Source organism: Bradyrhizobium sp. Ash2021, assembly GCF_031202265.1.
Taxonomy (GTDB): Bacteria; Pseudomonadota; Alphaproteobacteria; order Rhizobiales; family Xanthobacteraceae; genus Bradyrhizobium.
Window position 1 is genome coordinate 4,306,570 of the sequence record NZ_CP100604.1, and the last position, 22,259, is coordinate 4,328,828.

Sequence of the window (22,259 nt, forward strand, 5' to 3'; positions counted from 1 at the left end):
CGGTTTCGATTTGTTCGTTTGAAAAGCGCAGGCGAAACGCCCATAATCGTTTCGCTCCGCCGCTTGCGATTTTGCGCATTGCCATTGAGTGAGGCCGACCCATGCCAGCATTGATTACTTTCGGGCGAATTTTGTTCGCCGTGCTCTTTATCTATTCGGGAGCAGCCAAACTTTTCGACGTTCAGTCAACGGCACAGGCAATTGCGAGCAAAGTCATTATCCCCGGGCTGCTCGATCCCTACATATTGCAGCTCGAAACCATGACAAACATGAAGATGCCGCAACTGCTGGCACTGTCCGTCGGCTCGTTCGAGGTCATTGCGGGCTTGATGATCGCGCTCAATTTCGGCGCAAGATTCTTTGCAATTCTGCTGATCCTGTTCGTGCTGGTGGTCACCTTCTATTTCCACGATTTCTGGAATCCCGCGAGCCCGGACCGGGACAAGGCGATTATCGATGCGCTGAAAAACCTGTCGATCATCGGCGCGCTGTTCATCATCGCGGGCTATGGCCGCGGGCCACGATCGTCGGAGCCGATTTACGGGGACGCGTAGTAGCGTTTTCGAGCGAAAGCCTGCCCCGGACTTGATCCGGGGTGGATAGCGGTTCGCATAAAGCAAACGCGCAAAAACAAAGGGTTTCAGGCGCTGCGCCGCCACGGCGTGACGCTGACGTCATGGGCCGGGTCGAGCATTTGCGGCTCGCCGGCCTTAAGGCCATGCGCGGCCAGTATCTGCTGCGGCGTGCGCGCGGGCACGCCGGGGAAGCAGGGCTCTCCGTCCGGCAGCCGCACGTGCGGCGCCAGCGAGAGCCAAAAGGTGTCGTAGCGGTCCATGAACATCCCGAACACGTAGGGACCGCCGATGATCGCGATGGTGCCGGAATCAACGCCGGCGCGATCGCAGGCGGCTTCGAACGATGCACCCGTCGGATTCCACAGGGTGGCCTTGGGATTGGCCGGGTCGGGCGCGATCGCGCGCACATTCCGGGTCAGGACGACCCGCTTCCGCTTCGGCGAGTTCGGCTGGTCTTCGTAGGAATTGCGGCCGTGCACGATCAGGTCGGCATGGTCGAGGGCGGCGGTGAAGAACCGCTTGTCGCCGTCAAACTTCAATCCTTCCGGCATCACGCGATCGGCATTAGCCAGCATGCCGTCGCCCGACACGATGACGTAACCCTCAATGCGCAGCGCCGGCACAGGCTTGTCGAGCTGTGAACCGACTATTCCGAGATCGTCTGCACGACGCTGGAGACCGGGCGGGAGCTTACCGTCGGCAGCTTGGCGTCCTTGAGAAGTTCTTCGTCGTATTGCGGCAGGGTCTGCACCGGCGCTTTCGCCTTCATCGCAACGACCTTGTAGCCGCCGGCCTTCAGCCTCTTCAAAAGTTCGGGCAGGGCCTCTGCGGTGTGCTTGTGGAAGTCGTGCATCAGGATGATGCCCTTGCCGAGCTTGTCGAGCTTCCTCATCGTGACGTCGATCACCTGCTGCGCCTTGCTCGCCTTGAAATCGAAGGAGTCGAGATCGCAGGAGAACATCGCGATGTTGCGCTCGCCGAGATAGGTGACCATTTCCGGCGGGTGCTGCAGCGCCGGGAAGCGGAAGAACGGCGACGGCGAAACCCCGCCCAGCGCCCATTTCACCGCGCTAAAGCCTTTTTCGATTTCTTCCTTCTTCTGGTCGTCGGTGAGCTTTTTGTTCGTGAGTGTCGCGTGCGACCAGGTGTGGCTGCCGACGGTATGGCCGGCTGCATAGACCTGCTTCAGGATTTCCGGATAGTAGGTGGCGTGCTTGCCGATCGAGAAGAAGATGCCGGTGGTGCATTCGTCCGCCAGCGTCTTCAGGACCGACGGCGTGTTGACCGGCCACGGACCGTCGTCGAAGGTCAGCACGACTTCCTTGTCACGCAGGAAGTCGAGTTGCTTGAAATGCTCGAAGCCGAAGCCCGGTCCGCCTGTGGTGTCGATTTCGACAGTGCGGCCGACGCCGAGTGCGTTGGGGTTGGTGCAAGCGGCTCTCGCGGGTTGAGCGGCGGCGGCAGCAGCAGGCGCTGCGGCCGGAGCCGGCGCGGCCGTCGCAGTCAGAGGAGCAACGGCGGCCTTGGCGGCCGGCGGCGTTTGCGACCATGCTGCGCCAGACGAGAGCAATGAAACCGCGCCCGCAAAAACCAGACCTGCTGCAATACGCATGGCGTTTTCCTTAGATCCTGATCCCGTTCCCGGCTCTTTGCCGTCGGTCCGATTCCTGCCCCAACCCATAATACCCTAGTTGGAGCGGCGTAGCCAAGGCAACGGCTGTCGTTACCGGTGGTCGATTTGTCCCCGAACCGGTTAATTCAGGAGTCGGCCAGCGCCCGTGCAATGGCGGTTTTCACCCGCGTATCCCGTGGTTCTACGGATTCGGGGAAGACGTCCGCGATATAGCCGTCGCGGCCAATCAAATATTTATGGAAGTTCCAACGCGGAACATCCTTCGGCCGCGCCTGCGCCGCCCATTTGTAGAACGGATGTGCGTCCGGGCCTTTGACGACGGCCTTCGCCGCGATCGGAAAGGTGACGCCATACTGATGTTGCGCGGTCTCGGCGATTTCGGTCGCGCCGCCCGGTTCCTGCCCGCCGAAATCGTTGGAGGGAACGCCGATGATCGTCAGGCCGCGGCCGTGAAACTCGGTCCACAATTCCTGCAGGCCGGCATATTGCGGCGTGAAGCCGCACAGCGAGGCGGTATTGACGATCAGCAGCGGATGGCCGGCAAATTCGGCGAGCCTGATGTCGCCGCCGGTCAGTGCCGGAAATGAAAACGCGTAAGCGGTGATCCTGCTCATGCCGCCCTGCGCCATTGCGATCCGTGTCGAGGCCGCGCCGGCGAGCGCAGCCAGCGCCGCCGTCATCATGGTCCTGCGGTTCATCATGGCCGGCCTCCACCACAGCGAATTCGTGCCAAATGGATATAGCGCAACGACCGTTTGGCCGCTGCTCAACAAGCCGTTATGGCTGGATCGATCGCTCTAGCGCAGCGAGACGATGAAATCCGTGCCTTCGCCGGTTTCACCCTGGTTGATGCCCTGATCGGACACCACGATCGAGCTGGCGGTCGTCAGCGCTTCCGCGATGCGCGCCATCGCATCCGGCGGGATGACGATGCGGTCCAGCGCCTCGGCCGGGCTGTCCGGCACTGGGATCGGTTTCGTCTCGGCGGGGGCCATGCCCTTGCGTCGTCGGGCAGGGCGGTCGTCATCGTCGTTTCGGGCCGCATTGCGTGCCGCTGGCAGCGTGACCACCGACCAGCGCAACAAATTGGCGTCGTTCTTGTCGGCTTGCGCCGTGAACACGTGCGTGCCCAACGGCCGGTCGCTGGGCGCGATCGTCACCGGGGCGTCGAACAGCGGCTTGAATTCCTGCCGAACGTAAAGTTTCGAATCCTTGCGGCTGATGAACACCGCAATCGGGCCTGTACGTTTCAGCGGTTCCGGTTTCGCGGCGACGGCCTTCTCGGCGCCGGGCAGGCGCGCCATGTCTTTTTTCACATCGGCAGGAGCCGCGGCGGGGGCATCTGCGACCGCCTTGGCGGGCTCTGCAGGCTTTTCAACAACCTTCTCGGTCGCCTCGTCGGTAGCCTTGTCCGTAGCCTTGTCCGTAGCCTTGGGCTCGTCGGCCTTCGATGTGTCTACCGTGGAGGTCTCAGCTTTGGCGGCCTCGGTCTTGACGTCGTCCGACTTGGCATCGTCTGACTTGGCCTCGACCTTCGCCTCGGCGGGCTTGTCCTCGGCTTTTGCGCTTTCGCTTGCCGTGACCTCGGTCTTCGCGGCGTCGCCGGCGGTTGGCGCGGGGGCGGTCTTGACGGAAACAGGTTCGCTGGGCGCGGGCCGCGCGCTACCGGCATCGGACATCGTGACCGCGGCGTTGGTCGACGGCATGGCGGCGCTGGCATCTGCGGTGTGGGTTTGTTCGCGCAACGGCAACGCAGGCGCGTGACCGACGGTCGATCTCAGCTCCAGGTTCGCTTCAGAGTTCTCCGGCTTGATCGCCGTGCCGGCGTCCGCTCCCTTGTCGGTCTTTACCGCGGGCACATCCGTCTTCGGCTCGTCGGCGATCGCCGGCTGCGGCGCGACTTTCTGCGCCACCAGCAACGGATGCGAAAAATTCGCAGGCGTCATCTCGCCGGGTGTGACGATGACCCGCGCGCCCATCTTGGTCCAGTTCCACATCTTCACGGCAAACGCCATCGGCATGCGGATGCAACCATGCGACGCCGGATATCCCGGCAGCACGCCGGCATGCATCGCGACACCTGACCAGGTGATCCGCTGCATGTACGGCATCGGTGCGCCGCTATAGATGTTGGAATGGTGGAATTTGTGCTTTTGGATGATGCTGAAGACGCCCATCGGGGTCGAATGGCCGGCCATGCCGGTGGAGACCGGGCTTTCCGCAAAGAACCCGTTGGAGTCGTAGATCCGCACCTTCTGCTTTTCGATCGAGACCGCGATGATCAGCGGTCCCTGCGGCTTGGCGCCGGTTTCCTTTTCCGTCACCTCGCCCTTCCTGGCCTGGTGCCGCCGTACTTTTTGTCGCCGCGGCTGAGCCATCGGATCGGGCCGATAGTAGCCGGGATCAGAATCCTGCCAGTAATAGAGCGCGGCGTCTGCCTGCGACGCGGCGCCGATGGTGCCAACCGCAGTCAAAATCGCAATCTGCCAAAACCGCTCGTTCGCAATATTCGCTATAGAAATCCGACGCCCGCTCACGCGCATAATCCTCGATTCCCAGTCCAGATAGTCATTTGTTGTCGCAGACGCGAAACGCGTTCACCAGCGGGAGGCCTCTAACCCTTCCGTGATCCCGGCGTTTTCGTCGCAAGCGTAGCAAAAAAGCCTCACAATAGGTTAAACGGCGCTGGTCGTCCGCTGCCGTCAGCCTTCCTGCGCGGCTTTTCCGCACTACATAGGCCGCAAGCCCTCAGCGGAGACATTCATGATATCCCAAGCCGTTGGTAAGCGTGACAAAAGGTGGAGAAATCTGGCTTTGGCGGTGTCGGCCCTGACGTTCTGGCAGGCTTGCCCGGCCGCCGCCGCTGACGAGCCGGACCTGATTTTCCGCCGCTCGACGGTGTTCAAATGGATGAGCCCCAACGACAAGCTCGCGACCTATGGCGTCGACGACCCCCAGGTCGAGGGGGTGGCGTGTCATTTCACGGTGCCGGAGAAGGGCGGTTTCAAGGGCTGGATCGGGCTTGCCGAGGAGGTCTCGGATATTTCGCTGGCATGCCGCCAGATCGGCCCGATCCGATTCAAGGACAAGTTGGAGCAGGGCGACGACATGTTCCGCAAGCGCCGCTCGCTGTTCTTCAAGAAGATGCAGATCGTCCGTGGCTGCGATGCCAAACGGAACGTGCTGGTCTACATGGTTTATTCGGACAAGCTGATCGAAGGCTCACCCAAAAACTCCACCTCCTCGGTACCGATCATGCCTTGGGGGACAGCCGATAGCGCAGTGCAGAAATGCGGCGAGTTCATCCAGTAGTGGGGCGGGGAACCAGAACGGCGGCCTAATCGAATTGCCGCTGCTTCGGTTCGACGCCCGCCTTGTAGGGGCGGGCCTTGTCGGACTGGGCTTTGGCATCGCGGCACCCCACCAGCCGCACCAGCTTCTGCTGGGTGCATTGATTGTCCCCGAGGACACTGCCGCCCTGTTGCGACATCGCACCCGCCATCTGCTGGGCCGGTTTGCGGGCCGCGGTTCCATTGCCAACGCCGATGTTGTCATTGCCCACGACTGTTATCCTTCATTGGACTGGGATTACGGGACTGGGATTACGACAACGCACAACCTCTGAGAAAGGTTGCAGGGTGTTCGACTGAGTCGGCCGGAGGGATGCTTTGGTTCATCACCGGCCCTGCTGCAGTGCGGCTTATTCAGCAGACAAAGGTTAAAAACTTGCCGGCCTGCGTCGAACCCGCGGGCCGCCGCGCGCGTCTGATTTTCAAATGGCTATTGGAGAAATTCAGATGCGCGCACTCAGCTATGTGATTGCCCTGGTTTTCGTTCTGACCGGCCCGTCGCTGGCCGGCAGCGCCGATCGCGACATGCCGGGGATCGGGACGTTCACCTATTGCGGGTCACCCATTGTGACACCGGCGCCTGACGTGATGGCCGCAATCGGCCCGTGATGCCGCAAAATTCAATCGACAAGCCTTAGCGGCGCCGAGCGGCATCTTTCGCCCCTCAAGGTCCCGCTTTCCGCGCATCATTCGACTGAAATCATTGAATTTTTCGTGCCATTGTTTCGTCGCAGCAGGTCGACGAAACAATTCTGCAGTGCGACGAAACCATTTTCTGTTTTAGTGCAGATATCCGGAAACAGCGGGTGGTTATCAGACTGCCAACGAAACGGCGGGAACCGCCGGCACCGAAACCGGAGACAGTCAGATGCGGACCATCAGCTTCATCCTCGCCTTCGCCTTTGTCCTGGCCGGTCCCTCGATGGCGGGTTCTTCGGACAATTCGCTGCCCGGCATCGGCACCTTCTCCTACAACGGTTCGCCGGTTACGATCCAGGCTCCGCAGTCGATCGTTGTTGCTGCAAACTGAGCGCTGCCAGGAACGTCCAAAAAACTGCCGGTAAGGGTTCTGTATGTCGGTTCGTATCTGTTCCGCCGCCATCCTGGCTTCGTTCCTTGTGGGCGCTCCGGCGCAGGCCCAAGTGCCGCAAATTCCCCAACCCCAGACGATTCAATTCCGGTCGCTGTTCAAGGTGCCGGATCCGCGCGGCGAGTTCGTGCGACTGTGCGCCCCGCACATGGTGGGACGCTGGGCGCATCCTGAGTCTGTTTGCGGCTGCCTGCACGACTACGCCGCCGCCACCGTGGATGACCCCGACCTGCGCGAGGCCCTGCTGCGCGGCATCAGCGAAACCGGCGTGCCGACGATCGAGACCGATTGGGTGCCGCCGTCGAAGCAGTCCGAAATCGGCGCGACCTTCACCAAGATCGCCAAGCCGACGCTGCAGTGCATGTTCGAGCCTTCGAACTAGCTGGCGCCAGCCCGGCCGTATTTCGCAATTCAGACATCCAGGAATGTTGCCGGTAACGCGACCGCGCGCCGAGGCGGCGATCGGCTATCGTTTCGTGCCGAGCCGCGCAATGCATTTGCGGACGCGGACGACGCCGTTTACGGTCATCTGCGACCCCGAAATTTCCTTGATCTGCCCGACCGGGCAGGATCCGTCGTCGACAAGAATGCGCTGACCCAGTCGCAGATTGACAATGTCCTGCTCGCGCGAGACCTGTTCGGCGACCGCGGGCGTTGCCAGCATCCACAGGCCGAGGCTGCCGGCCAGGGCAATCAACGCCGTGCGTGAGGCCTTCATGATCGCCAAATCGGCCTCCTTCACTTGTTCTGTATCTTCAGCCCGTCGGGGCCGACATTGATCTGCAGGCCCTCGGGTTCCTTCTTGGCCTGATAGAGATTGTAGCTGAGCACGCCGACGGCCACGACCAGCGCCGCGATGATGAGATACAGGACGTTGCGGTTGCCGGGCATCCGGTAGCTCCATCGAGACGCTTATTCCAACGATGGAGTTTATTCATGCGGTGGCGATTCTCATAGGCGCCTGTTTCAGCCGACCGATCGGGACGGCGAGGATGCGGGTTTCGACATCTTGACGATGCCGGTTCCACCGCTGCCCGGCTTGCGGTTCGCGCGCAGTGCGAGGAGAGATGCCTTCGCCAATTTTTCAGCTGACGCGATCAGCTGCGGAATGGGGTGACCGGCAAATCCAAGCACGAACCCAGGCAACGGTCGCGCGCGAAAGTAAGTTTCCGCCAACAGCCAGCCCTCGACACCGGCGGCGGCCCTGGCGTTCGGCACCGCTTACCTCGTCACCGATCCCGAGGAGAAGAAGCGCGCGCTGGTCGCGATGGTCGACCGGTGCTTTCCCGATCGTACCGCGAGCTTGCGGCAAAGCACGGCACAGGAAATCAAGGCGACCGCGGTCATCGCGATGGAGATCGAACAGGCGTCCGCCAAGATTCGCTCAAGAGGCGTGGCCGACGATGCGGAGGATTACGAATTGCCTGTATATGCCGAGCGCATTCCCGTGCGTACGGTGCTTGGCGCGCCGGAACCTTGCCCGCGGCTGCGCGACCGCGTCGGGCGGCCGCAATCGCTGCGTGGCTATTCGGAAGGCCGTCTGCTCGAAGAAGCCTTGCGCGATGCCTGTCTTGTGCAATATCCCGGCGGCTGAGGCCGGGCTAGGGTGCCGGCTCTCACGACCAAAGAAGAAACTCGCAATTGGAGCTGCCGCAATGACTGCCGATACGCAACAAAAAATCCTGGATGCCGTCGACGCCGGCTTTGATGCGCAGCTGGCGACCACACGGGATTTTGTGGCGATACCATCGACCCGCGGCGCCGAAGGACCCTGCCAGGACATGATCGCGGATCTCCTGCGCGCGCGCGGCTATGAGGTCGACGACTGGCATATCGACGTCGAGGATTTGAAGGATCTGCGCGGCTTCGGCCCGATCGAGCATGATTTTTCCAAGGCCCGCACCGTGGTCGGTACCTACCGGCCATCGCGCAATGCAGGAAAGTCGCTGATCCTGCAGGGCCACTGCGACGTCGTACCTGCCGGGCCGCTGGATATGTGGGAGACGCCACCGTTCTCGCCGGTCGTCAAGGACGGCAAGATGTATGGTCGCGGCGCCTGCGACATGAAGTCCGGCACCATCGGCGCGCTCTATGCGCTCGATGCGATCAAGGCGGCCGGCTTGAAGCCGACCGCGCGGATCCACTTTCAGTCCGTGATCGAGGAGGAGAGCACCGGCGTCGGCGCGCTCTCGACCTTGCAGCGCGGCTACCGCGCCGACGCCTGCTTCATTCCCGAGCCGACCAACGGCAAGATGGTTCGCTCGCAGGTCGGCGTGATCTGGTTTCGCCTGAAAGTGCGCGGTTTTCCCGTGCACGTGTTCGAGGCCGGCTCCGGCGCCAACGCGATCATGGCGGCGTATCATCTGATACATGCGCTGCAAAAGCTCGAGGCCGAATGGAACGAGCGCGCGAAGAGCGATCGCTATTTCAAAACGCTGACACATCCGATCAATTTCAATCCCGGCATCATCAAGGGCGGCGACTGGGCTTCCAGCGTGCCGGCCTGGTGCGACGTCGATTGTCGGATCGCGGTTCTGCCGGGCTGGTCGGTCGCCGATTGCCAGAACGAGATTCTGGCCTGCGTCTCGGCCGCGGCGCGCGATCATCGTTTCCTCTCCAACAATCCGCCCGAGGTGGAATGGTCCGGATTTCTGTCCGAGGGCTATGAGCTGAAGGATTCCGCCGCCCCCGAAGCCGCCTTCGGCAAGGCGTATGCTGCGGTCTATGGCGGCGAGGTGCAGGACCATGTTTTCACCGCGCTGACGGACACGCGGTTCTATGGGCTGAACCACAACATCCCGAGCCTGTGCTTCGGCGCCAGCGGGGCGGCGATGCATGGATTCAACGAATATGTCGATCTGGACTCGCTGCGCAAATCGACCAAGGCAACCGCGCTGTTCATCGCGGAATGGTGCGGAGTGGAAGCGATCTAAGTCGATCGTTTCGCAGGCTCAGTTCATCGGCGGCGCTTGTGCGCCGTTGAACCAAACAGATCGAACGTGACCGACCTGAACCAGCGGTGTGCGGCATCGCGATGATACCGTTCATGCCAATACTGCGCGATTTCGATGCGCGGCAAGGCAATCGGCGTGTCGAAGGCGGTCAGCCCGAGCGGGCCGGCGAGGCGCTTCGCCAGATTCGCCGGCAAGGTCGTGAGGCCGTCGGTTTCGGCTGCGACAATGGCGCCGGCGATGAAGCTTGGGACCTGCAGCATGATGTTCGAAGGCGATATTTGCGACGCCAGCACGCGCTGCGCGGTCCCGTGCGCGGCATGACCGGTCTCTGATGCCGTGACAAGGATATGCCGCTCGGCGAGGAAGCCGGTGCGGGACCGCAAGGTCGACATTCTGGGATGGCCATCGCGCATTACGGTCACATAACCGTCGAAATACAATCGCTGACGCCGCAGGTGGCGCGCCGCCTTCGGAAACGCGCCAAGCGCCAGATCTGCCTCGCCCGCTTCCAGCTTGAGCTCGAACTGGCGTGAGTCCAGCGGCGTTGCCCGGATTTTGACCCTCGGCGCGATCGCAGCAACGTGGGCGATCAGCGGCGGCAGGAAACGGATCATTCCGACATCGGTCAGCAACAGGCTGAACGAGCGGTCCGACTGGTCGGGATCGAAGGCCGACACGGAGGCGCGCAATCCGTCGGCAGCCCCGAGAAGCGTGCGCAACTGATCGGCGATGTCGAGGGCCTTGGCGGTCGGCTGCATCGCGTGGCCGTTTCGGACGAACAGGGGATCGGCAAATTGCGCCCGGAGATGCCGGAGCACCTTGCTGATGCCGGGTTGCGTGGTCGCCAGAAGCTGTGCGGTCCGCGTGATGCTGCGCTCGTGCAGCAGGGCGTTCAGGATCCGCAGTTCTCTCAGGTTCAGCTCCGATGATGCCCTTTCGGCCATATGATCTATTCCCGTGCGGACATGGCGCCATTGACGCGCATCGGGTACGCTGCTGTCAAATGGAAACCTTCAAGGGTGCGCTTTAAGGGAGATCCGCCGTGAGCAAATTCATCATCGAGCCGCATTTTCGCCTGCAGGAATGGGTCGCCGAGGAGAAGGGCTATTTCCGCGCCGAAGGCCTCGACTATGAATTTCGCGAATTGATCCGCTCCACCGAGGGGCAGCATCACAACAAGGCCAATCAGGGCGCCTTCCAGAGCATCGAAAAGGGGCGCGAAGCCAATGTAAGCTGTGCCTGCCATTGGACGGTGAACGTGGCCGCCTCCAATGGTCACGCCAAGCTCTATGCCGACGTCTATTCAGTCGCGCCCTCCGGAATCTTCGTGCCTGCGGATTCCCCGGTGCGCACCCCAAGCGATCTAGCGGGCTTACCTATCTCCGTCGGATTTCAGTCGGGAAGCCATTACTCGACGATACAGGCGCTGGAGCAGTACATGGCTCCGGGCGAGATCAACTTGACATTCGAAGACGGTATGCTGTTTCACCGCATGGAGCTTCTGATCGAGGGCAAGAGCCCGGCGGCGGCGCTTTTCAACGGGCCGTATTATCTGGCCGAGCAATTGGGCTTCCGCAAGGTGATCGATACCACCTTCATGATCGCCGCCATGATCAAGGGCGCGGTGGATCCGGAAGACGTCAGGCGATACTTCCGCGCCTTGCGCAGCGCGCAGCGCGACATCGATCTCCGGCCGGAAGCCTACACGCACTACTACAAGAACGAATTCCCCGATCGTTTCCATGCCGTCATGGATACGCGTCGGTGGGGTCCGGGTGAGCGGATCGTGTTCGAGATCTATTCGAAGGAAGTATTCGAGCAATCGTTCGACTGGATCGCAGAGCACAAGATTTTTGCGGAAGGGCGAATGGGATCGGGAGAATACGATCAATCCACCATCTCGTTTGCTGCGGAGTAGCAGGAAATCGCAGCGAACCCTGGTTCGGGTGATAGAGGAGGATCATCGGTCGCGGCGACGTCACTGTGGCCACAACGCCGCGACGATCGCATCCAGCCCGTCCGTGAGCGCCGCAGGTCCCGGCTGCAGGATCAGCGGCGACTTGATCTCGACGATGCGGTTGTTGCGCACCGCCGGAATTTCGCTCCAGCCCGGCCGCTGCCGGATCCGGTTGGGCACGACCTTCTTGCCGCACCACGACGCCAGGATCACGTCGGGCGCGGTGTCGCGTACCACATCGGGCGAAATGATCCGGTCCTTGGCGGCCTGCTGAAACCGCAATTTCGGCAACACGTCCTCGCCGCCGGCGATCTCGATCAGCTCGGAAACCCAGCCGATGCCGCTGATCAGGGGATCGTCCCATTCCTCGAAATAGACTTTTGGTTTTGGCGAAGGCCGGGCCGTCGATGCGATGTCGGCGAGGCGCGCCTCATAGCTGCCGGCAAGCTGGTCGGCGCGCCCGGCCGCGCCGACCAGCGCGCCGAGCGTGCGGATCATCGCCAGGACCCCTGCGACGTCGCGCTGGTTGAAGACATGGATGGCGACGCCGGCACGGACGAGGTCGGCAACGATGCCGGCCTGAAGGTCGGAGAAGGCGAGCACGAGGTCCGGCTCGAGTGCCAGGATTTTTGGAATGTCGGCCGAGATGAAGGCCGATATCCGCGGCTTCTCGCGCCGAACTTTTGGCGGCCGCACCGCATAGCCGGAGACGCCGACGATGCGGTCCTGCTCGCCGAGCAGATACAGCGTCTCCACCGTTTCCTCGGTGAGGCAGACAATCCGGCGGGGAGGGAAGTGGCGCATCGCCAACGGTATGCAGAATTCCCGGCGCCTTGTCACCGTGGCCATTACCTCAGGGGTCATTGCCCGATTTACCTGGGCCAGCCATTCTCCTAAGAAATTGCTCGAAAGAAAAACGGGAGGATGCATGACGCCGCTTGAGAAAATCCAGTCGATGAAGATGCCTTTTGCGGAATTGAAAGGCGTGACCTTCACCGAGGCGGACAGGGATCGCGTGGTCGCCAGGATGCCGGTGCGCCCCGATCTCTGCACCCTCAACCACACCATTCACGGCGGCGCGCTCATGGCGTTCGCGGATTCGGTGGGGGCTGCCGCGACGGTCATCAATCTGCCCGACGATGCCAAGGGCACCACCACGATCGAAAGCAAGACCAATTTCATCGGCGGCGCCAAGGAGGGAACCACCGTGGTCGCAACCGCTACGCCGGTGCATCGCGGACGGCGGACGCAAGTCTGGCAGACGCGGCTGGAGACCGAAGACGGCAAGCTGGTCGCGATCGTGACGCAGACGCAGATGGTGTTGTAGGAGCGCGGACGGTGCGCGACCTATGCGGCATCCACCGTCTGCACGGCGTTCAACATTCCGGTTTGCGGGTGACAGCCGGCGTATTCGAAGAACGCCTCATCGGCCCGGGCGACTGTCACCTCGTGATAGAGCCGCAGCTTTGCCGATGGACCCAGCGTCGACAGATATTTCATGGCGGCGCCAAAGATCCGGACATGGGTCGGATGCGATTCGGCCCATCGCTCCAGTGCCGCGAGGCTCTTCCACCAGCTCATGCCATAGGACTTTTCGAGAGGCCCGCCGTCGGGCGCAACGACCGTCATGTAGCGGTTGGCATAACAGCCGATCGAGCGGCCATCGTCGCGCAGAAAATCCATGCCTTCCCGCAACACCGGCTCGACGTCGTCGAGATACATCTTGCGTTCGGAGGCTTCGGTGTCGCCCCAATCCTGACCGGAGCGGATCAGGCAGAGATTATCATGGGGGATCACCCGAATACGCGAGCCGTCGCGGACGGCATGCGCCGCGCCTGACGGCGCCATCTCGCTGGTTTGCGACTTGGGAATGCGATCGCGCATGCCGCCCCAATAGGCATGTTCCTGAACCTCGCCGCTCATGCCGTCGGCGAGCAGCGCGACGCCCTCGGGTCTACCCAACGACGAGAACAGGGTTTCGTAGCCTTCCACGGATGGATAGAGCACCTCGATGAACGTGCCTAAGCCGTCAGCGGTTCGCGCCTCGCCGGTCCAGCCGTCGCGTGCTGCCGGAAACCAGCCGTCGAATTTGGCGCGATCGTCCCAATAGGCCACGGTCACGACGTTGGTGAAACCGGCTTCGTCGACATATCGCGCCCGGTCCCAATGGGTCGGGCCGCCATTCTGCTCGAAGCGGGAAACGATCCATGCCAGCGCCTGCTCGGCGGCTTTCGACGGCGTGCCGCGGGTCTGGACGCCGAAATAGGCCATCACCACCTGCGCCACGCTCGGTTTGTGGCGCGCCACAAAGGACGGGTAAGGCGGCGCATAATCGTCGGGAACGCGACGGTGACGGGTGCGGGCGCTGCGGAGATGCTCTGGGATCGCGGATTCCATGGCGGGCTCCTCGTGAGGTTGGCGGGCTCTTCTGAAGACCGTCAGGCCTGCAGCCTGATTTCGCTCATGACCTCGGCGTCGACGGGCAAGGTGAAATGCTCGACGCGGTTGGCGCGGGAGGTGTTGAGCAACAGCCGGGTGACGTCGGGCCTGGAATAGTGTCCGGCGGGATCGGCGGCGTTTTTCGCCACGCCGATCATGCCGAGATCGATGTCGGCATACAAAATGCCTTCCTGATCGGGTGGAAGTTTCTCGGCAAGCGAACTGCCGTCCGGCCCGTAGATCACGGCGTGGCCGCCGCCGGCGTGCAGGAATGCGTGTTTTTCGGGGCTATCGCAGAGCTCGTCGATCATGGCCTGCGAGACCACCGCGCAGGGCCCCAGAAAGAAGCAGGAACCTTCCACCGCGTAGACCTTGCTCGCGGCGTTGTTGACCTCATAGCCAAGCGCATGCGCGAACGGGTCGTACAGCGAAAAACTCGGCCAGGCGCCGACGTGTACCTGCTCGTTCTGGGCGTACATCGCGTATTTCGACAGCGGCTGCAGATGCTCCCAGCAGCACAGGGCGCCGAGCCGTCCGACGTCGGCGCGGTCATGGACGGCAAGATCGCTGCCGTCGCCTTCGCCGAACACGGTGCGTTCGGCATGGGTGGGGCGGAGCTTGCGACGTTTCGCGATCGGCTCACCGTCCGGCCCTATCAGCCATTGCGCGATGTAGAGGCTGCCGCCGTCGCGCTCGGACAGGCCGATCACCGCGGTCAGCTTGGCGCGCTTCACGGCCTTGCGGATCTTGTCGGCCTGCGGGCTGTCATAGGACAGCGAGTTGTCGAAATAGCGCTGCACAAAACCGCGGCCGATCGCCCAGGCCGGAGCGCCAAGCCAGATCTGCCACGGATACCCGGGAATGAAGGTTTCGGGAAATGCGATCAGCTTCGCGCCTTGTGCGGCGGCCTGTTCGATCAATGCGATCGTCTTGTCCACGGTTGCATCGAGATCGAGCCAAACCGGCGCCGCCTGAACCACCGCTACCTTGTATTTCTGATGAACGAGACCCATGAACATCGTCCTTCCGGTTCGTGAGACAGACAATCGTTGCGCAAGAGCCTACAGCCGCGCCCGGCCGCGGCGCTTGTCCGCGGCGGCACGAAAACTTGTCTTAACTGGCGGATCGGCGGCCCAAGGCGACCGCTGAGCGCAAGGTGCAGTGACGGGGGAAGCCGATGAGAAGTGGCGGAGACTAATGCGGAAGCTGCTCGCGCCATTCGCGCGGCGAGGCACCGAACCTCTGCTTGAAGATCCGGCTGAAATGGGCGAGGTCGTTAAAGCCCCACGCGAATGCGATGTCACCGACGTGCCGTGCGGCGTGGGCGGGATCCGACAGATCGCGTTTGCATCGTTCCAGGCGTTGCGTCTGGACGTAGCTGCGGAACGAGGTCTGCTCGTCGGCCATCAAATCGCTGGCATAGCGCGGTGAGATGCCGATGGCCGCGGCTACCTGCGACATCGACAGTTCGGGGTCGCTGAGATGCGTCAGGATATAGTTCTTGAGCCGATAGAGCAGCGCGGAGCGGTGAAACGACTGGTCGGGCGAACGCTGATGCATCCGTTCGGCGAACGCCATCGCGATCAGATCCAACCCCTGATCCAGGAGACGGGTAGCGGTGGCGGGATCGACATGATCGATGACCTTGCTCATGCTGACCAGGAACTCATAGGCCAGACCTTCGAGGGGACGATCGCCGCAGAACGTGGTTGCGGTCAGCGCGTCGAACGCGCCGATGCGCTGTTGCAGCAGTTTGCGCGGCATCTGAAGGATGGTCTGCGAAAAGCTGTCGTCAAAGCGCAGCTCGTAGGGGCGGGTGGTGTCGTAAATGACGAACTGCCCCGCGGACACGACCGCTTCGCGTCCGTCCTGATACACGCCGTTGACGCCGCTGTTGCCCAAGGCGACCAGCACGTAATCCTCGCTGGCGCGCGCGATCCGTGATGGCGTGCGGAACACCCGCTGGGCGCAGGAATCGACGCGCGTAAGCGCCGCAGGGCCGACCGCCGATTGCGAAACCGCGCCCCAAAACGCCTCGTGCATGTCGGAACGGCAATCGAGCCCGACAAAGGTGTCGCAGACGATGTCCTGCCAAACCGCAAGCCGCCGATCCGGAACTGAAGAACTCGTGTTGAGCACGACAGCCACGATGGACCTCCAGGAACCGGGCGAGTTTGGGCCAAAGTCCGGCTCAAATCCAGTGCCTGCAAATAGCCTGCCGAGCGGCGCGGCAGGTTAACAATCGGTTAACAAAATTTGACGTTTTATGAGGCATTCTAGGGACTTGCGTATCATGTTGCGATGCACAATATAGATCATCTAGGGATTCGACGCCTCCTCGAGGGCTTCCACGAGGAGTTTATGAAATGAGCTATGAAATTACCCGCCCAGTGCCCGCCAAGGGCATCGTTCGGACACTAAGCCAGCAGGAAGAACTGCCCCTGTTGCGCGATCATCTGTTGCGGCTTGACCGGACAAGCCGCCACGATCGCTTCCATGGCTTCATGGATGACAGCTTCATCGAGGGCTACGCCGAGAAGTGCGCCAATGATGGCACCATCATCATGGCCTATATCGAGGATGGCGTGGTTCGGGGCGCGGCGGAGCTGCATCCGCCCGAACAATCGCCGGATTCATTACCGGAGATCGCTTTCAGCGTGGAAGCGTCGGTGCGGCGCAAGGGTGTCGGCAGCATCCTGTTCAGGAAGCTGATCGCGGAGGCCCGCGCCAAGGGCTATCGCAGCCTGCGCATCACCACCGGTGCGCAGAACGAGGCGATGCGGGCGCTTGCCAACAAGTTCGGCGCGCATCTCAGCTTCCGCTTCGGTGAATCCACCGGGAATATCGACCTGACCCAGCAGAAGCAGCCGGTGCCTGCGCCGGCCGCCTTTGCAACCTCGCTCGACGCCAGCCGCGCGATCGCGAATTTCAATCGCGCGTACTGGAAGATGCTGTTGCAGATATACGGGTGGGATAAGGCGGCCTGACGCTTAAGCGAGTCCAGGCGGCCATTCGCTAATCCTGGAGCCCGGTTCTGATTAAATCAGAGCCGGGCTCTGGTATTTTCGCTTTGTCGGTTTTGTTGACGCGAACCGGCGTCCACCCCGGATCGGGTCCGGGGCAGGCTTTCGCTGGAAAATGCTGTGGATGGCGCGAGTTTGTCCGCGCGTCAGGTGCCGGTGCGCTTGTCGTTGCCGAATCGCCTGACCACGCGGCGCTCGACCACCACAGAGCGCTGCGCGCCTTGCTCGCCCGTGATCACGCGGGTGACGGTTCGCGCCACGGCGCGTCCAGTCTTCTTCACTTCGGCCAGCACTTCCTCATACGGCAGTCCCATCAGCGCTGCGGCGATTTCCGCCTGCTGCTGCGGATCTTCGGTAATGCCGACGGCGGCGAAGATGGCTTCCTCCAGCGTCGGCGGATCGCGCCGCACGCGCCGGGTGCCGTATTTGGTGTTCCAGTCTTCGCTCATCGGGGGCCTCGCATCTGATCGTGAGATACCTAGGTGCCCTTATGTTGCATTGCAATATGAAATTGGCGTGGCAATACAGCCATGCGTTAGAGTTTTTCGAGCCTGGTCGCATCGTACAGCTCGATGGTGGTATCGGCCGCGGCCAGCGATTGCAGCGAACGGACGAAATCGCGCGAGGCGGGGACCGCGAAATGCGCCAACAGGGCTGCGCGATCGGTCCATCGCTCGAAAAACACCAGCCGCAGCGGATTTTCGCAGTCGACATGCACGGCATGCGAGACGCAGCCGGGCTCGCCGCGCGAACGATGGACGTGCTCGAGGCTTAATCGGAGAACTTCATCGAAGGAATCCTGTCGCGCCGTCACGCTCCCGGTCACCACGATCATTTGATCCCCCGTTTCTCCGTCGTCCTTGTTCGCTATGGCGCTTGTCGCTATGGCGCGGCGTCGCCGGCCGCCGCAAAGTCGATCCGTTGCTGCGGCCAGCGTTTCAGTGCGGCGTGTCCGGCATCGGTCAAGACGTAGATGCCGCGCTCGGCGCGATCGAACCAGCCATAGACATTATGCATTAGAATTTTTCCGGCATCGGGAATCTCGGCCCGCAGGTCTTTCACGCGCCGTGGTCCCGCCGACAGCGCCGAGGCGCAGGCCAGCGCCTGCTGGCGATAGGCCGTCATGATCGGCGCGCGCGTGCTGCCGCCCATCGCCGGATCGCCCTTGCGCCGCCGGTGCTCCGACACCAGCCGCGAGCGCTTTTTGTTGTCGCGGCGCGGGGCGGTGGTGGGTGGCGTGACGATCACCTCGACGTCGCCGGTATTGGTGACGGCGAGCATGCCGAAGCCGAGCCGGCGGCAGAGATTGCGATAACGCGCATCGCTTTCGCGGCCCTTGCCGCGCAGGGACAGTTTGGCGGCCAGCCAAACCTCGTCGCAGGCGCCGGCACGATCGACCGCCTGCAGGATCAGTTCGAGATTGAAGGTGAGTTTCAATTCCCCGATCACCACGACCGGCGGATCGTCGTCGCTCAGCGCCACCAGATCGCAGCCGCCGACTTCGCCCTTGACCGTGAAGCCGAGCTTTTCGAGGAAGCGTTTGACAGGCAGATAAAGCGCGGTTTCCAAGATAGCTCCGGTGGCGTAGGGCGACTCAGTCGCCTCAAGTCTAGCCCGGATTGCCGCGGGCGCGTGCAGCGGGATTTGATCCTGCTGCGCCAGAACGGCTATCCTGTACGCGGGACAAGACGGGCGCGCACGGGATGATCAGGAACGGCCTCTACCATATCACCGTGGAGATGCTTGACGGCGTCCAGGGTGGCGATCAGGGCGTCATGGTGGTGCGCGACGCTGCGTTGCGCGGCGGCGACTCCTTCTTTTACGCCTACGGCACCTACACCTGCGCGGACGGCAAATGGAAGGGCGAAGTCACCAACCAGGGGCACTCGCCGACCTTCGGCGAGCGGCCGATCTGGGAACGCAAGGTGGTGACCATCGGATATATCGGAACCCATACCGACGAAGGAGCCGAAAGCGACGGTATCGCGCTGGCCGGCAAGCAGAGCATTCGATTCAAATCGAAGCTGCGGCTGTTGATCCCGGTTTGATGGGTCTCAAGTCGAAGTCGAGGAAGACGCTGAACTCCTAACCGATCAGCCGATCGTAATCCGCGTGAGAACCGATCCAGAACCAGAGATGCGCATCGTCAGCTTCAACGGCCAAGGCTCGATAGCGCAGGCCGACACGGACTGACCAATATCGCCCGACCTTTTTGAATTGAAGGGATGGGTGGCGTGGGTCGTGCTTGAGCAAAGCAAAGCTGGCGTCAGCCAGGTTTCCAATTGAGGGCGGCAATCCGTCGTAAGCCGCCCAGAACTTTGGCGAGGCGGAGTGTTTCACAACTCGCGGGATTGCCCGGCACGATATGCCGCAAGGGCTTCTTCCGCGAATGCGTCAAGCTTGCCGGCGTTGGCACCCCGTTCGATGGCTGCGTCGAAGCGATCCGCGTCGAACGTTTCGAACCAGGCGCGAAAACGCGCCAGTTCCCGAGGAGGCAATGTTTCGATGGCTTTTTCGATATCTTCGGCTGTTGTCATTCCAGCAATATAACACCCGAGGAGTTCAGCGGGAAGCCGCGGAACTGCGCCGTTGGCTACCTCAAACCCGCCCGCTCACCGGCAGCAGCACGCCGGTGACGGCGGAGGCCGCGTCGCTGGCAAGGAACAGGATCACATCGGCGAGTTCTTTCGGCGTCACCCATTTGGCGAAATCGGCGTTCGGCATGCTGGCGCGGTTGGCGGCGGTGTCGATGGTTGACGGCAGCACCGCGTTGACGGTGATCTTGCCCTTGTGTTCGGCGGCAAGCGCCTCGGTCAGACGATGCACGCCGGCCTTGGAGGCGGCGTAGGCGCCCATGCCCGAGCCCGCCTGCAGCGCGCCCATCGCGCCGACATTGATGATCCGGCCCGCGCTGGAGGCGGTGAGATGCGCAATCGCCGCGCGCGAGGCGTTCAGCGCCGTCGTCACGTTGAGCGCATACATCCGCGCCCACGTCTTCGGATCGCCATCGGCGACCGTCTCGTACGCAAATCCGCCGGCGATATTGATCAGCGCGTCGATCTTGCCGAAATGCGACGCGACGGCGTCGATCGCCGTTTTGGCCGCAGCCGCGTCGGTCAAATCGATGCTGCCGAGTTCGAGCCGGGTCGGTGTCGCCGGCAATTGCGCCGGCGCATAGTCGATACCGGCCACCCGGGCGCCGCGCGCCAGCGCCTGTTCGGCGACCACCTTGCCGAGTGCGCCCGAAGCGCCGGTAATGACAACGACTTTTCCGTTCATGATGGGTCTCCCGGCCGAACACAGGGAGCGCACACTACAGTCAGGGGAATTTCATTTGCAATGCTGCGGGACTTTGCCTCCAAATACGGGTGTACAATACGTCATTCCCGCTGAGGATGTTCACATGCCCGATGCGCGACCGTGCGACCAGCATCTCGATCTCTTCAATTTCAAGCCGCTTCCGAATTTTGCGAAGGCACTCAAACACCAACGGAAAGTCAAGGTCGTGGCGGTCGGATCGTCATCGACGGCCGGCGCCGATGGCGTCTTGCCTTATCCTCCCCGGCTGGAAACGTTTCTGCGGCAGGGCTTCTACGGCCGGATGATCGACGTTCTCAACCGAGGGATCGGGGGACAGGAGGCGCCGGAGGAATTGTCGCGCTTTGAGTCTGACGTCATCGGCGAAGATCCGGCACTTGTCATCTGGCAGGTAGGCACCAACGCGGTCTACCGAAGCCAGGATTATAACCCAGACGAGGTGAAGGCGGCGATCACCGTCGGGCTGGATTTGCTCGCGGGCCGGCCGATCGATGTGGTGCTGATGGATTCGCAATACACCCGGGCGGTCGTGCAGCCACCGGGCAAGCTTGATCTGTCGAACAAGATTACGTCGATGATATCGGACGTCGCCCGGGACAAGGGCGTCAATCTTTTTCGTCGTTTCGCCCTGATGCAGCGATGGGTCGACGATAAAATCCCGATCGAGGAACTGGACGATGGCGCTGACACACAACTTCATACCAGCGATTGGGCGACCAATTGTATTACGCAGGCCCTGACCAGTTCGATCGAACTGGCCGTGAAGGCGGAGGGCGTTACGTAAGACTAAGGATTGGGCCCGATCGCTAAAATTTAGCGGAGTTCTGTAAGTCGATCGCAGCGGTCCTTGGCCTATAAGCGGAGTTCATCCCATGCAGGGGGGCTGCGCCATGAGATATCTACCCGACCACGGTTTACCGCTTGTTCAGCTTAAGGAGCAGCGGCGGGACCTGGTCGTCGCATTGCAAAATCGCAACGGGCCGGTGAACGGCTGGGAATTGATCCAGATCGCCGCGGTCCAGCAGGCGATTTCGGCATTCGAGGACGTCATTGCCGACCTCGACGCCGAGATGGAAGCCGAAGCGGCGGCTTAAAGAGAAGCTCTCCCAAATCAGGCTTCGAGGTAGCGCGCCTCGAATTCGGCGCGCTCGGCCGCGCCAAGCCCGAGGCCATCGCGGAGATAGTCTTCGAGATCGCCATAGTCGGCATCGATGGCTTCGAACGCGGCGGCCAGAAACGATGTCTGTACCGAGCCGAGCACCTGCTTGACGTCGTCGGGCAGGTCACTGCTGGCGGTGGGATCCCGCCGGTAGAAGCGATTGGTCAGGAGATAATCCTCCGAAATCACCTGGTCCGGAACGCCGAGCGTATACAGGATCAGCGCGCAGGCGAATCCGGTGCGGTCCTTGCCGGCGGTGCAGTGAATCACCAGCGGCGCGCTGTCCTCAAGCAGATGCGCGAACAGCGTCCGAAAGCGCGGCGTGTTTTGCTGCACATAGCTGCGATAGGAATCGCGCATCACCTCGGTCGCGTGAACGGTCGACAGCGGCGTGCCGGTGGCGGCGATGGCGCGCAGGGCTGCGACCACCGTGGGCTCGACCGGCAGCGAATGCACCGTGATCTCGGCCATGCCGCACAGGGCCTCCGCGCGTTCCACGCGGCCGCGAAAATCGAACGCGCTTCGTACCCCGAGGCCGCGCACCACCTCGATGTCGCCGTCGGTGAGATGGCCAAGATGGTTGGAGCGGAAGATCTGTCGCCAGCGGATCCGGCGGTCGTTTCTTGCGGGATAGCCGCCGAGATCGCGGAAATTGCTGGCGCCGGCGAGATTGAGATGACGGGCAGGGCTGTCTGACATCTGGCTGACCTGGGCAATCCTGTTCGGCGGACAAATGAAGGGGAGGGCGTATTGGCTTTCCG

The 22,259-nt window shown here is 62.2% G+C and carries 31 protein-coding genes and 2 pseudogenes; 13 read left to right on the top strand and 20 right to left on the bottom strand.

Annotation, left to right across the window (positions count from 1 at the left end; all coding sequences use genetic code 11):
• Nucleotides 1-101: 101 nt before the first annotated feature.
• The gene (locus NL528_RS20365) at nucleotides 102-554 is read left to right on the top strand and encodes a DoxX family protein (RefSeq protein ID WP_309184448.1); all 453 of its coding nucleotides are present in this window, start codon (nucleotides 102-104) and stop codon (nucleotides 552-554) included.
• A gap of 86 nt (nucleotides 555-640) precedes the next feature.
• Here the strand turns inward: NL528_RS20365 and NL528_RS20370 are convergent, their stop codons facing one another.
• From NL528_RS20370 to NL528_RS20385, 4 genes are all read right to left on the bottom strand, one after another.
• Nucleotides 641-1,198: a dihydrofolate reductase gene (locus NL528_RS20370; RefSeq protein WP_309184449.1), complete on the bottom strand. Its 558-nt coding sequence runs from the start codon at nucleotides 1,196-1,198 to the stop codon at nucleotides 641-643.
• A 23-nt stretch (nucleotides 1,199-1,221) separates the two neighbouring features.
• Nucleotides 1,222-2,187, bottom strand: a complete 966-nt coding sequence (locus tag NL528_RS20375; protein ID WP_309184450.1) for a polysaccharide deacetylase family protein — start codon at nucleotides 2,185-2,187, stop codon at nucleotides 1,222-1,224.
• A gap of 146 nt (nucleotides 2,188-2,333) precedes the next feature.
• Nucleotides 2,334-2,909 carry a glutathione peroxidase gene (locus NL528_RS20380; protein ID WP_309184451.1) on the bottom strand — a complete coding sequence of 192 codons (576 nt, stop codon included), beginning with the start codon at nucleotides 2,907-2,909 and terminating at the stop codon, nucleotides 2,334-2,336.
• Between the two features lie 96 nt (nucleotides 2,910-3,005).
• Nucleotides 3,006-4,751, bottom strand: coding sequence for a L,D-transpeptidase family protein (locus tag NL528_RS20385; protein WP_309184452.1), 1,746 nt, complete (start codon nucleotides 4,749-4,751; stop codon nucleotides 3,006-3,008).
• A gap of 220 nt (nucleotides 4,752-4,971) precedes the next feature.
• Between NL528_RS20385 and NL528_RS20390 the strand changes: the two genes are divergently transcribed.
• Nucleotides 4,972-5,520: a CreA family protein gene (locus NL528_RS20390; RefSeq protein WP_309184453.1), complete on the top strand. Its 549-nt coding sequence runs from the start codon at nucleotides 4,972-4,974 to the stop codon at nucleotides 5,518-5,520.
• A 25-nt stretch (nucleotides 5,521-5,545) separates the two neighbouring features.
• On the opposite strand, the gene NL528_RS20395 is transcribed toward NL528_RS20390, so the two are convergent.
• The gene (locus NL528_RS20395) at nucleotides 5,546-5,770 is read right to left on the bottom strand and encodes a hypothetical protein (protein ID WP_309184454.1); all 225 of its coding nucleotides are present in this window, start codon (nucleotides 5,768-5,770) and stop codon (nucleotides 5,546-5,548) included.
• A 235-nt stretch (nucleotides 5,771-6,005) separates the two neighbouring features.
• Here NL528_RS20395 and NL528_RS20400 point away from each other — a divergent pair, with 235 nt between their 5' ends.
• The 3 genes from NL528_RS20400 to NL528_RS20410 all read left to right on the top strand — a co-directional run bounded on the left by NL528_RS20400 (nucleotide 6,006) and on the right by NL528_RS20410 (nucleotide 7,030).
• Nucleotides 6,006-6,167 carry a hypothetical protein gene (locus NL528_RS20400; RefSeq protein ID WP_309184455.1) on the top strand — a complete coding sequence of 54 codons (162 nt, stop codon included), beginning with the start codon at nucleotides 6,006-6,008 and terminating at the stop codon, nucleotides 6,165-6,167.
• A gap of 259 nt (nucleotides 6,168-6,426) precedes the next feature.
• Entirely contained in the window at nucleotides 6,427-6,588 is a 162-nt protein-coding gene (locus tag NL528_RS20405) for a hypothetical protein (protein ID WP_309184456.1), read from the top strand.
• A gap of 43 nt (nucleotides 6,589-6,631) precedes the next feature.
• Entirely contained in the window at nucleotides 6,632-7,030 is a 399-nt protein-coding gene (locus NL528_RS20410; RefSeq protein ID WP_309184457.1) for a hypothetical protein, read from the top strand.
• An 84-nt stretch (nucleotides 7,031-7,114) separates the two neighbouring features.
• On the opposite strand, the gene NL528_RS20415 is transcribed toward NL528_RS20410, so the two are convergent.
• The 3 genes and pseudogenes from NL528_RS20415 to NL528_RS20425 all read right to left on the bottom strand — a co-directional run.
• Nucleotides 7,115-7,390 carry a DUF6719 family protein gene (locus NL528_RS20415; protein ID WP_375144032.1) on the bottom strand — a complete coding sequence of 92 codons (276 nt, stop codon included), beginning with the start codon at nucleotides 7,388-7,390 and terminating at the stop codon, nucleotides 7,115-7,117.
• Nucleotides 7,387-7,539, bottom strand: a complete 153-nt coding sequence (locus NL528_RS20420) for a hypothetical protein (RefSeq protein ID WP_309184458.1) — start codon at nucleotides 7,537-7,539, stop codon at nucleotides 7,387-7,389. The genes NL528_RS20415 and NL528_RS20420 overlap by 4 nt, the downstream gene beginning before the upstream one ends.
• Before the next feature lie 75 nt (nucleotides 7,540-7,614).
• A pseudogene (locus NL528_RS20425) lies at nucleotides 7,615-7,857 on the bottom strand (hypothetical protein); the annotation flags it as partial.
• Here NL528_RS20425 and NL528_RS20430 point away from each other — a divergent pair.
• Nucleotides 7,847-8,242: pseudogene (locus NL528_RS20430) on the top strand (pyridoxamine 5'-phosphate oxidase family protein); the annotation flags it as partial. The pseudogenes NL528_RS20425 and NL528_RS20430 overlap by 11 nt on opposite strands.
• 61 nt (nucleotides 8,243-8,303) lie before the next feature.
• Nucleotides 8,304-9,581 (top strand): ArgE/DapE family deacylase, encoded by a 1,278-nt coding sequence (locus NL528_RS20435; RefSeq protein ID WP_309184459.1) that lies wholly within the window; start codon nucleotides 8,304-8,306, stop codon nucleotides 9,579-9,581.
• Between the two features lie 23 nt (nucleotides 9,582-9,604).
• Here NL528_RS20435 and NL528_RS20440 read toward each other — a convergent pair whose 3' ends face one another.
• On the bottom strand, nucleotides 9,605-10,546 hold the full coding sequence (locus NL528_RS20440; protein WP_309184460.1) for a LysR family transcriptional regulator: 942 nt from the start codon (nucleotides 10,544-10,546) through the stop codon (nucleotides 9,605-9,607).
• 98 nt (nucleotides 10,547-10,644) lie between these two features.
• On the opposite strand from NL528_RS20440, the gene NL528_RS20445 reads away from it, so the two are divergent.
• Nucleotides 10,645-11,520, top strand: coding sequence for a hypothetical protein (locus NL528_RS20445; protein WP_309184461.1), 876 nt, complete (start codon nucleotides 10,645-10,647; stop codon nucleotides 11,518-11,520).
• Between the two features lie 60 nt (nucleotides 11,521-11,580).
• Here NL528_RS20445 and NL528_RS20450 read toward each other — a convergent pair whose 3' ends face one another.
• Entirely contained in the window at nucleotides 11,581-12,363 is a 783-nt protein-coding gene (locus tag NL528_RS20450; protein ID WP_309184996.1) for a cobalamin-binding protein, read from the bottom strand.
• 124 nt (nucleotides 12,364-12,487) lie between these two features.
• Here NL528_RS20450 and NL528_RS20455 point away from each other — a divergent pair, with 124 nt between their 5' ends.
• On the top strand, nucleotides 12,488-12,886 hold the full coding sequence (locus NL528_RS20455; RefSeq protein WP_309184462.1) for a PaaI family thioesterase: 399 nt from the start codon (nucleotides 12,488-12,490) through the stop codon (nucleotides 12,884-12,886).
• A 20-nt stretch (nucleotides 12,887-12,906) separates the two neighbouring features.
• On the opposite strand, the gene NL528_RS20460 is transcribed toward NL528_RS20455, so the two are convergent.
• The 3 genes from NL528_RS20460 to NL528_RS20470 all read right to left on the bottom strand — a co-directional run bounded on the left by NL528_RS20460 (nucleotide 12,907) and on the right by NL528_RS20470 (nucleotide 16,146).
• Nucleotides 12,907-13,956, bottom strand: coding sequence for a phenylacetaldoxime dehydratase family protein (locus tag NL528_RS20460; protein WP_309184463.1), 1,050 nt, complete (start codon nucleotides 13,954-13,956; stop codon nucleotides 12,907-12,909).
• Between the two features lie 41 nt (nucleotides 13,957-13,997).
• The gene (locus tag NL528_RS20465) at nucleotides 13,998-15,011 is read right to left on the bottom strand and encodes a carbon-nitrogen hydrolase family protein (protein ID WP_309184464.1); all 1,014 of its coding nucleotides are present in this window, start codon (nucleotides 15,009-15,011) and stop codon (nucleotides 13,998-14,000) included.
• Nucleotides 15,012-15,192: 181 nt separating this feature from the next.
• On the bottom strand, nucleotides 15,193-16,146 hold the full coding sequence (locus tag NL528_RS20470) for a helix-turn-helix domain-containing protein (protein WP_309184465.1): 954 nt from the start codon (nucleotides 16,144-16,146) through the stop codon (nucleotides 15,193-15,195).
• A 218-nt stretch (nucleotides 16,147-16,364) separates the two neighbouring features.
• Between NL528_RS20470 and NL528_RS20475 the strand changes: the two genes are divergently transcribed.
• On the top strand, nucleotides 16,365-16,985 hold the full coding sequence (locus tag NL528_RS20475; protein ID WP_309184466.1) for a GNAT family N-acetyltransferase: 621 nt from the start codon (nucleotides 16,365-16,367) through the stop codon (nucleotides 16,983-16,985).
• Nucleotides 16,986-17,167: 182 nt separating this feature from the next.
• Here the strand turns inward: NL528_RS20475 and NL528_RS20480 are convergent, their stop codons facing one another.
• From NL528_RS20480 to NL528_RS20490, 3 genes are all read right to left on the bottom strand, one after another.
• Nucleotides 17,168-17,470: a hypothetical protein gene (locus NL528_RS20480; RefSeq protein WP_074277333.1), complete on the bottom strand. Its 303-nt coding sequence runs from the start codon at nucleotides 17,468-17,470 to the stop codon at nucleotides 17,168-17,170.
• Nucleotides 17,471-17,556: 86 nt separating this feature from the next.
• A complete protein-coding gene (locus NL528_RS20485) occupies nucleotides 17,557-17,856 on the bottom strand; it encodes a putative quinol monooxygenase (protein WP_309184467.1) in 300 nt (99 codons plus the stop codon).
• Nucleotides 17,857-17,903: 47 nt separating this feature from the next.
• A complete protein-coding gene (locus tag NL528_RS20490) occupies nucleotides 17,904-18,590 on the bottom strand; it encodes a DUF2161 family putative PD-(D/E)XK-type phosphodiesterase (protein WP_309184468.1) in 687 nt (228 codons plus the stop codon).
• A gap of 134 nt (nucleotides 18,591-18,724) precedes the next feature.
• Between NL528_RS20490 and NL528_RS20495 the strand changes: the two genes are divergently transcribed.
• Nucleotides 18,725-19,069, top strand: coding sequence for a hypothetical protein (locus tag NL528_RS20495; RefSeq protein ID WP_309184469.1), 345 nt, complete (start codon nucleotides 18,725-18,727; stop codon nucleotides 19,067-19,069).
• A 37-nt stretch (nucleotides 19,070-19,106) separates the two neighbouring features.
• Here the strand turns inward: NL528_RS20495 and NL528_RS20500 are convergent, their stop codons facing one another.
• The 3 genes from NL528_RS20500 to fabG form a co-directional block, all read right to left on the bottom strand.
• Entirely contained in the window at nucleotides 19,107-19,361 is a 255-nt protein-coding gene (locus NL528_RS20500; protein ID WP_309184470.1) for a hypothetical protein, read from the bottom strand.
• Nucleotides 19,358-19,558, bottom strand: a complete 201-nt coding sequence (locus tag NL528_RS20505; RefSeq protein ID WP_309184471.1) for a hypothetical protein — start codon at nucleotides 19,556-19,558, stop codon at nucleotides 19,358-19,360. Before NL528_RS20505 ends, NL528_RS20500 begins: the two co-directional genes overlap by 4 nt.
• 61 nt (nucleotides 19,559-19,619) lie before the next feature.
• Nucleotides 19,620-20,300 (bottom strand): 3-oxoacyl-ACP reductase FabG, encoded by a 681-nt coding sequence (gene fabG / locus NL528_RS20510; RefSeq protein ID WP_309184472.1) that lies wholly within the window; start codon nucleotides 20,298-20,300, stop codon nucleotides 19,620-19,622.
• Nucleotides 20,301-20,424: 124 nt separating this feature from the next.
• Between fabG and NL528_RS20515 the strand changes: the two genes are divergently transcribed.
• Both NL528_RS20515 and NL528_RS20520 read left to right on the top strand, forming a co-directional pair.
• Nucleotides 20,425-21,123, top strand: a complete 699-nt coding sequence (locus NL528_RS20515; RefSeq protein ID WP_309184473.1) for an SGNH/GDSL hydrolase family protein — start codon at nucleotides 20,425-20,427, stop codon at nucleotides 21,121-21,123.
• Nucleotides 21,124-21,229: 106 nt separating this feature from the next.
• Complete coding sequence (locus NL528_RS20520) at nucleotides 21,230-21,433, top strand: hypothetical protein (RefSeq protein WP_074277330.1); 204 nt, start codon at nucleotides 21,230-21,232, stop codon at nucleotides 21,431-21,433.
• 17 nt (nucleotides 21,434-21,450) lie between these two features.
• Here NL528_RS20520 and NL528_RS20525 read toward each other — a convergent pair whose 3' ends face one another.
• Nucleotides 21,451-22,197 carry a tyrosine-protein phosphatase gene (locus NL528_RS20525; RefSeq protein ID WP_309184474.1) on the bottom strand — a complete coding sequence of 249 codons (747 nt, stop codon included), beginning with the start codon at nucleotides 22,195-22,197 and terminating at the stop codon, nucleotides 21,451-21,453.
• Nucleotides 22,198-22,259: the final 62 nt, after the last annotated feature.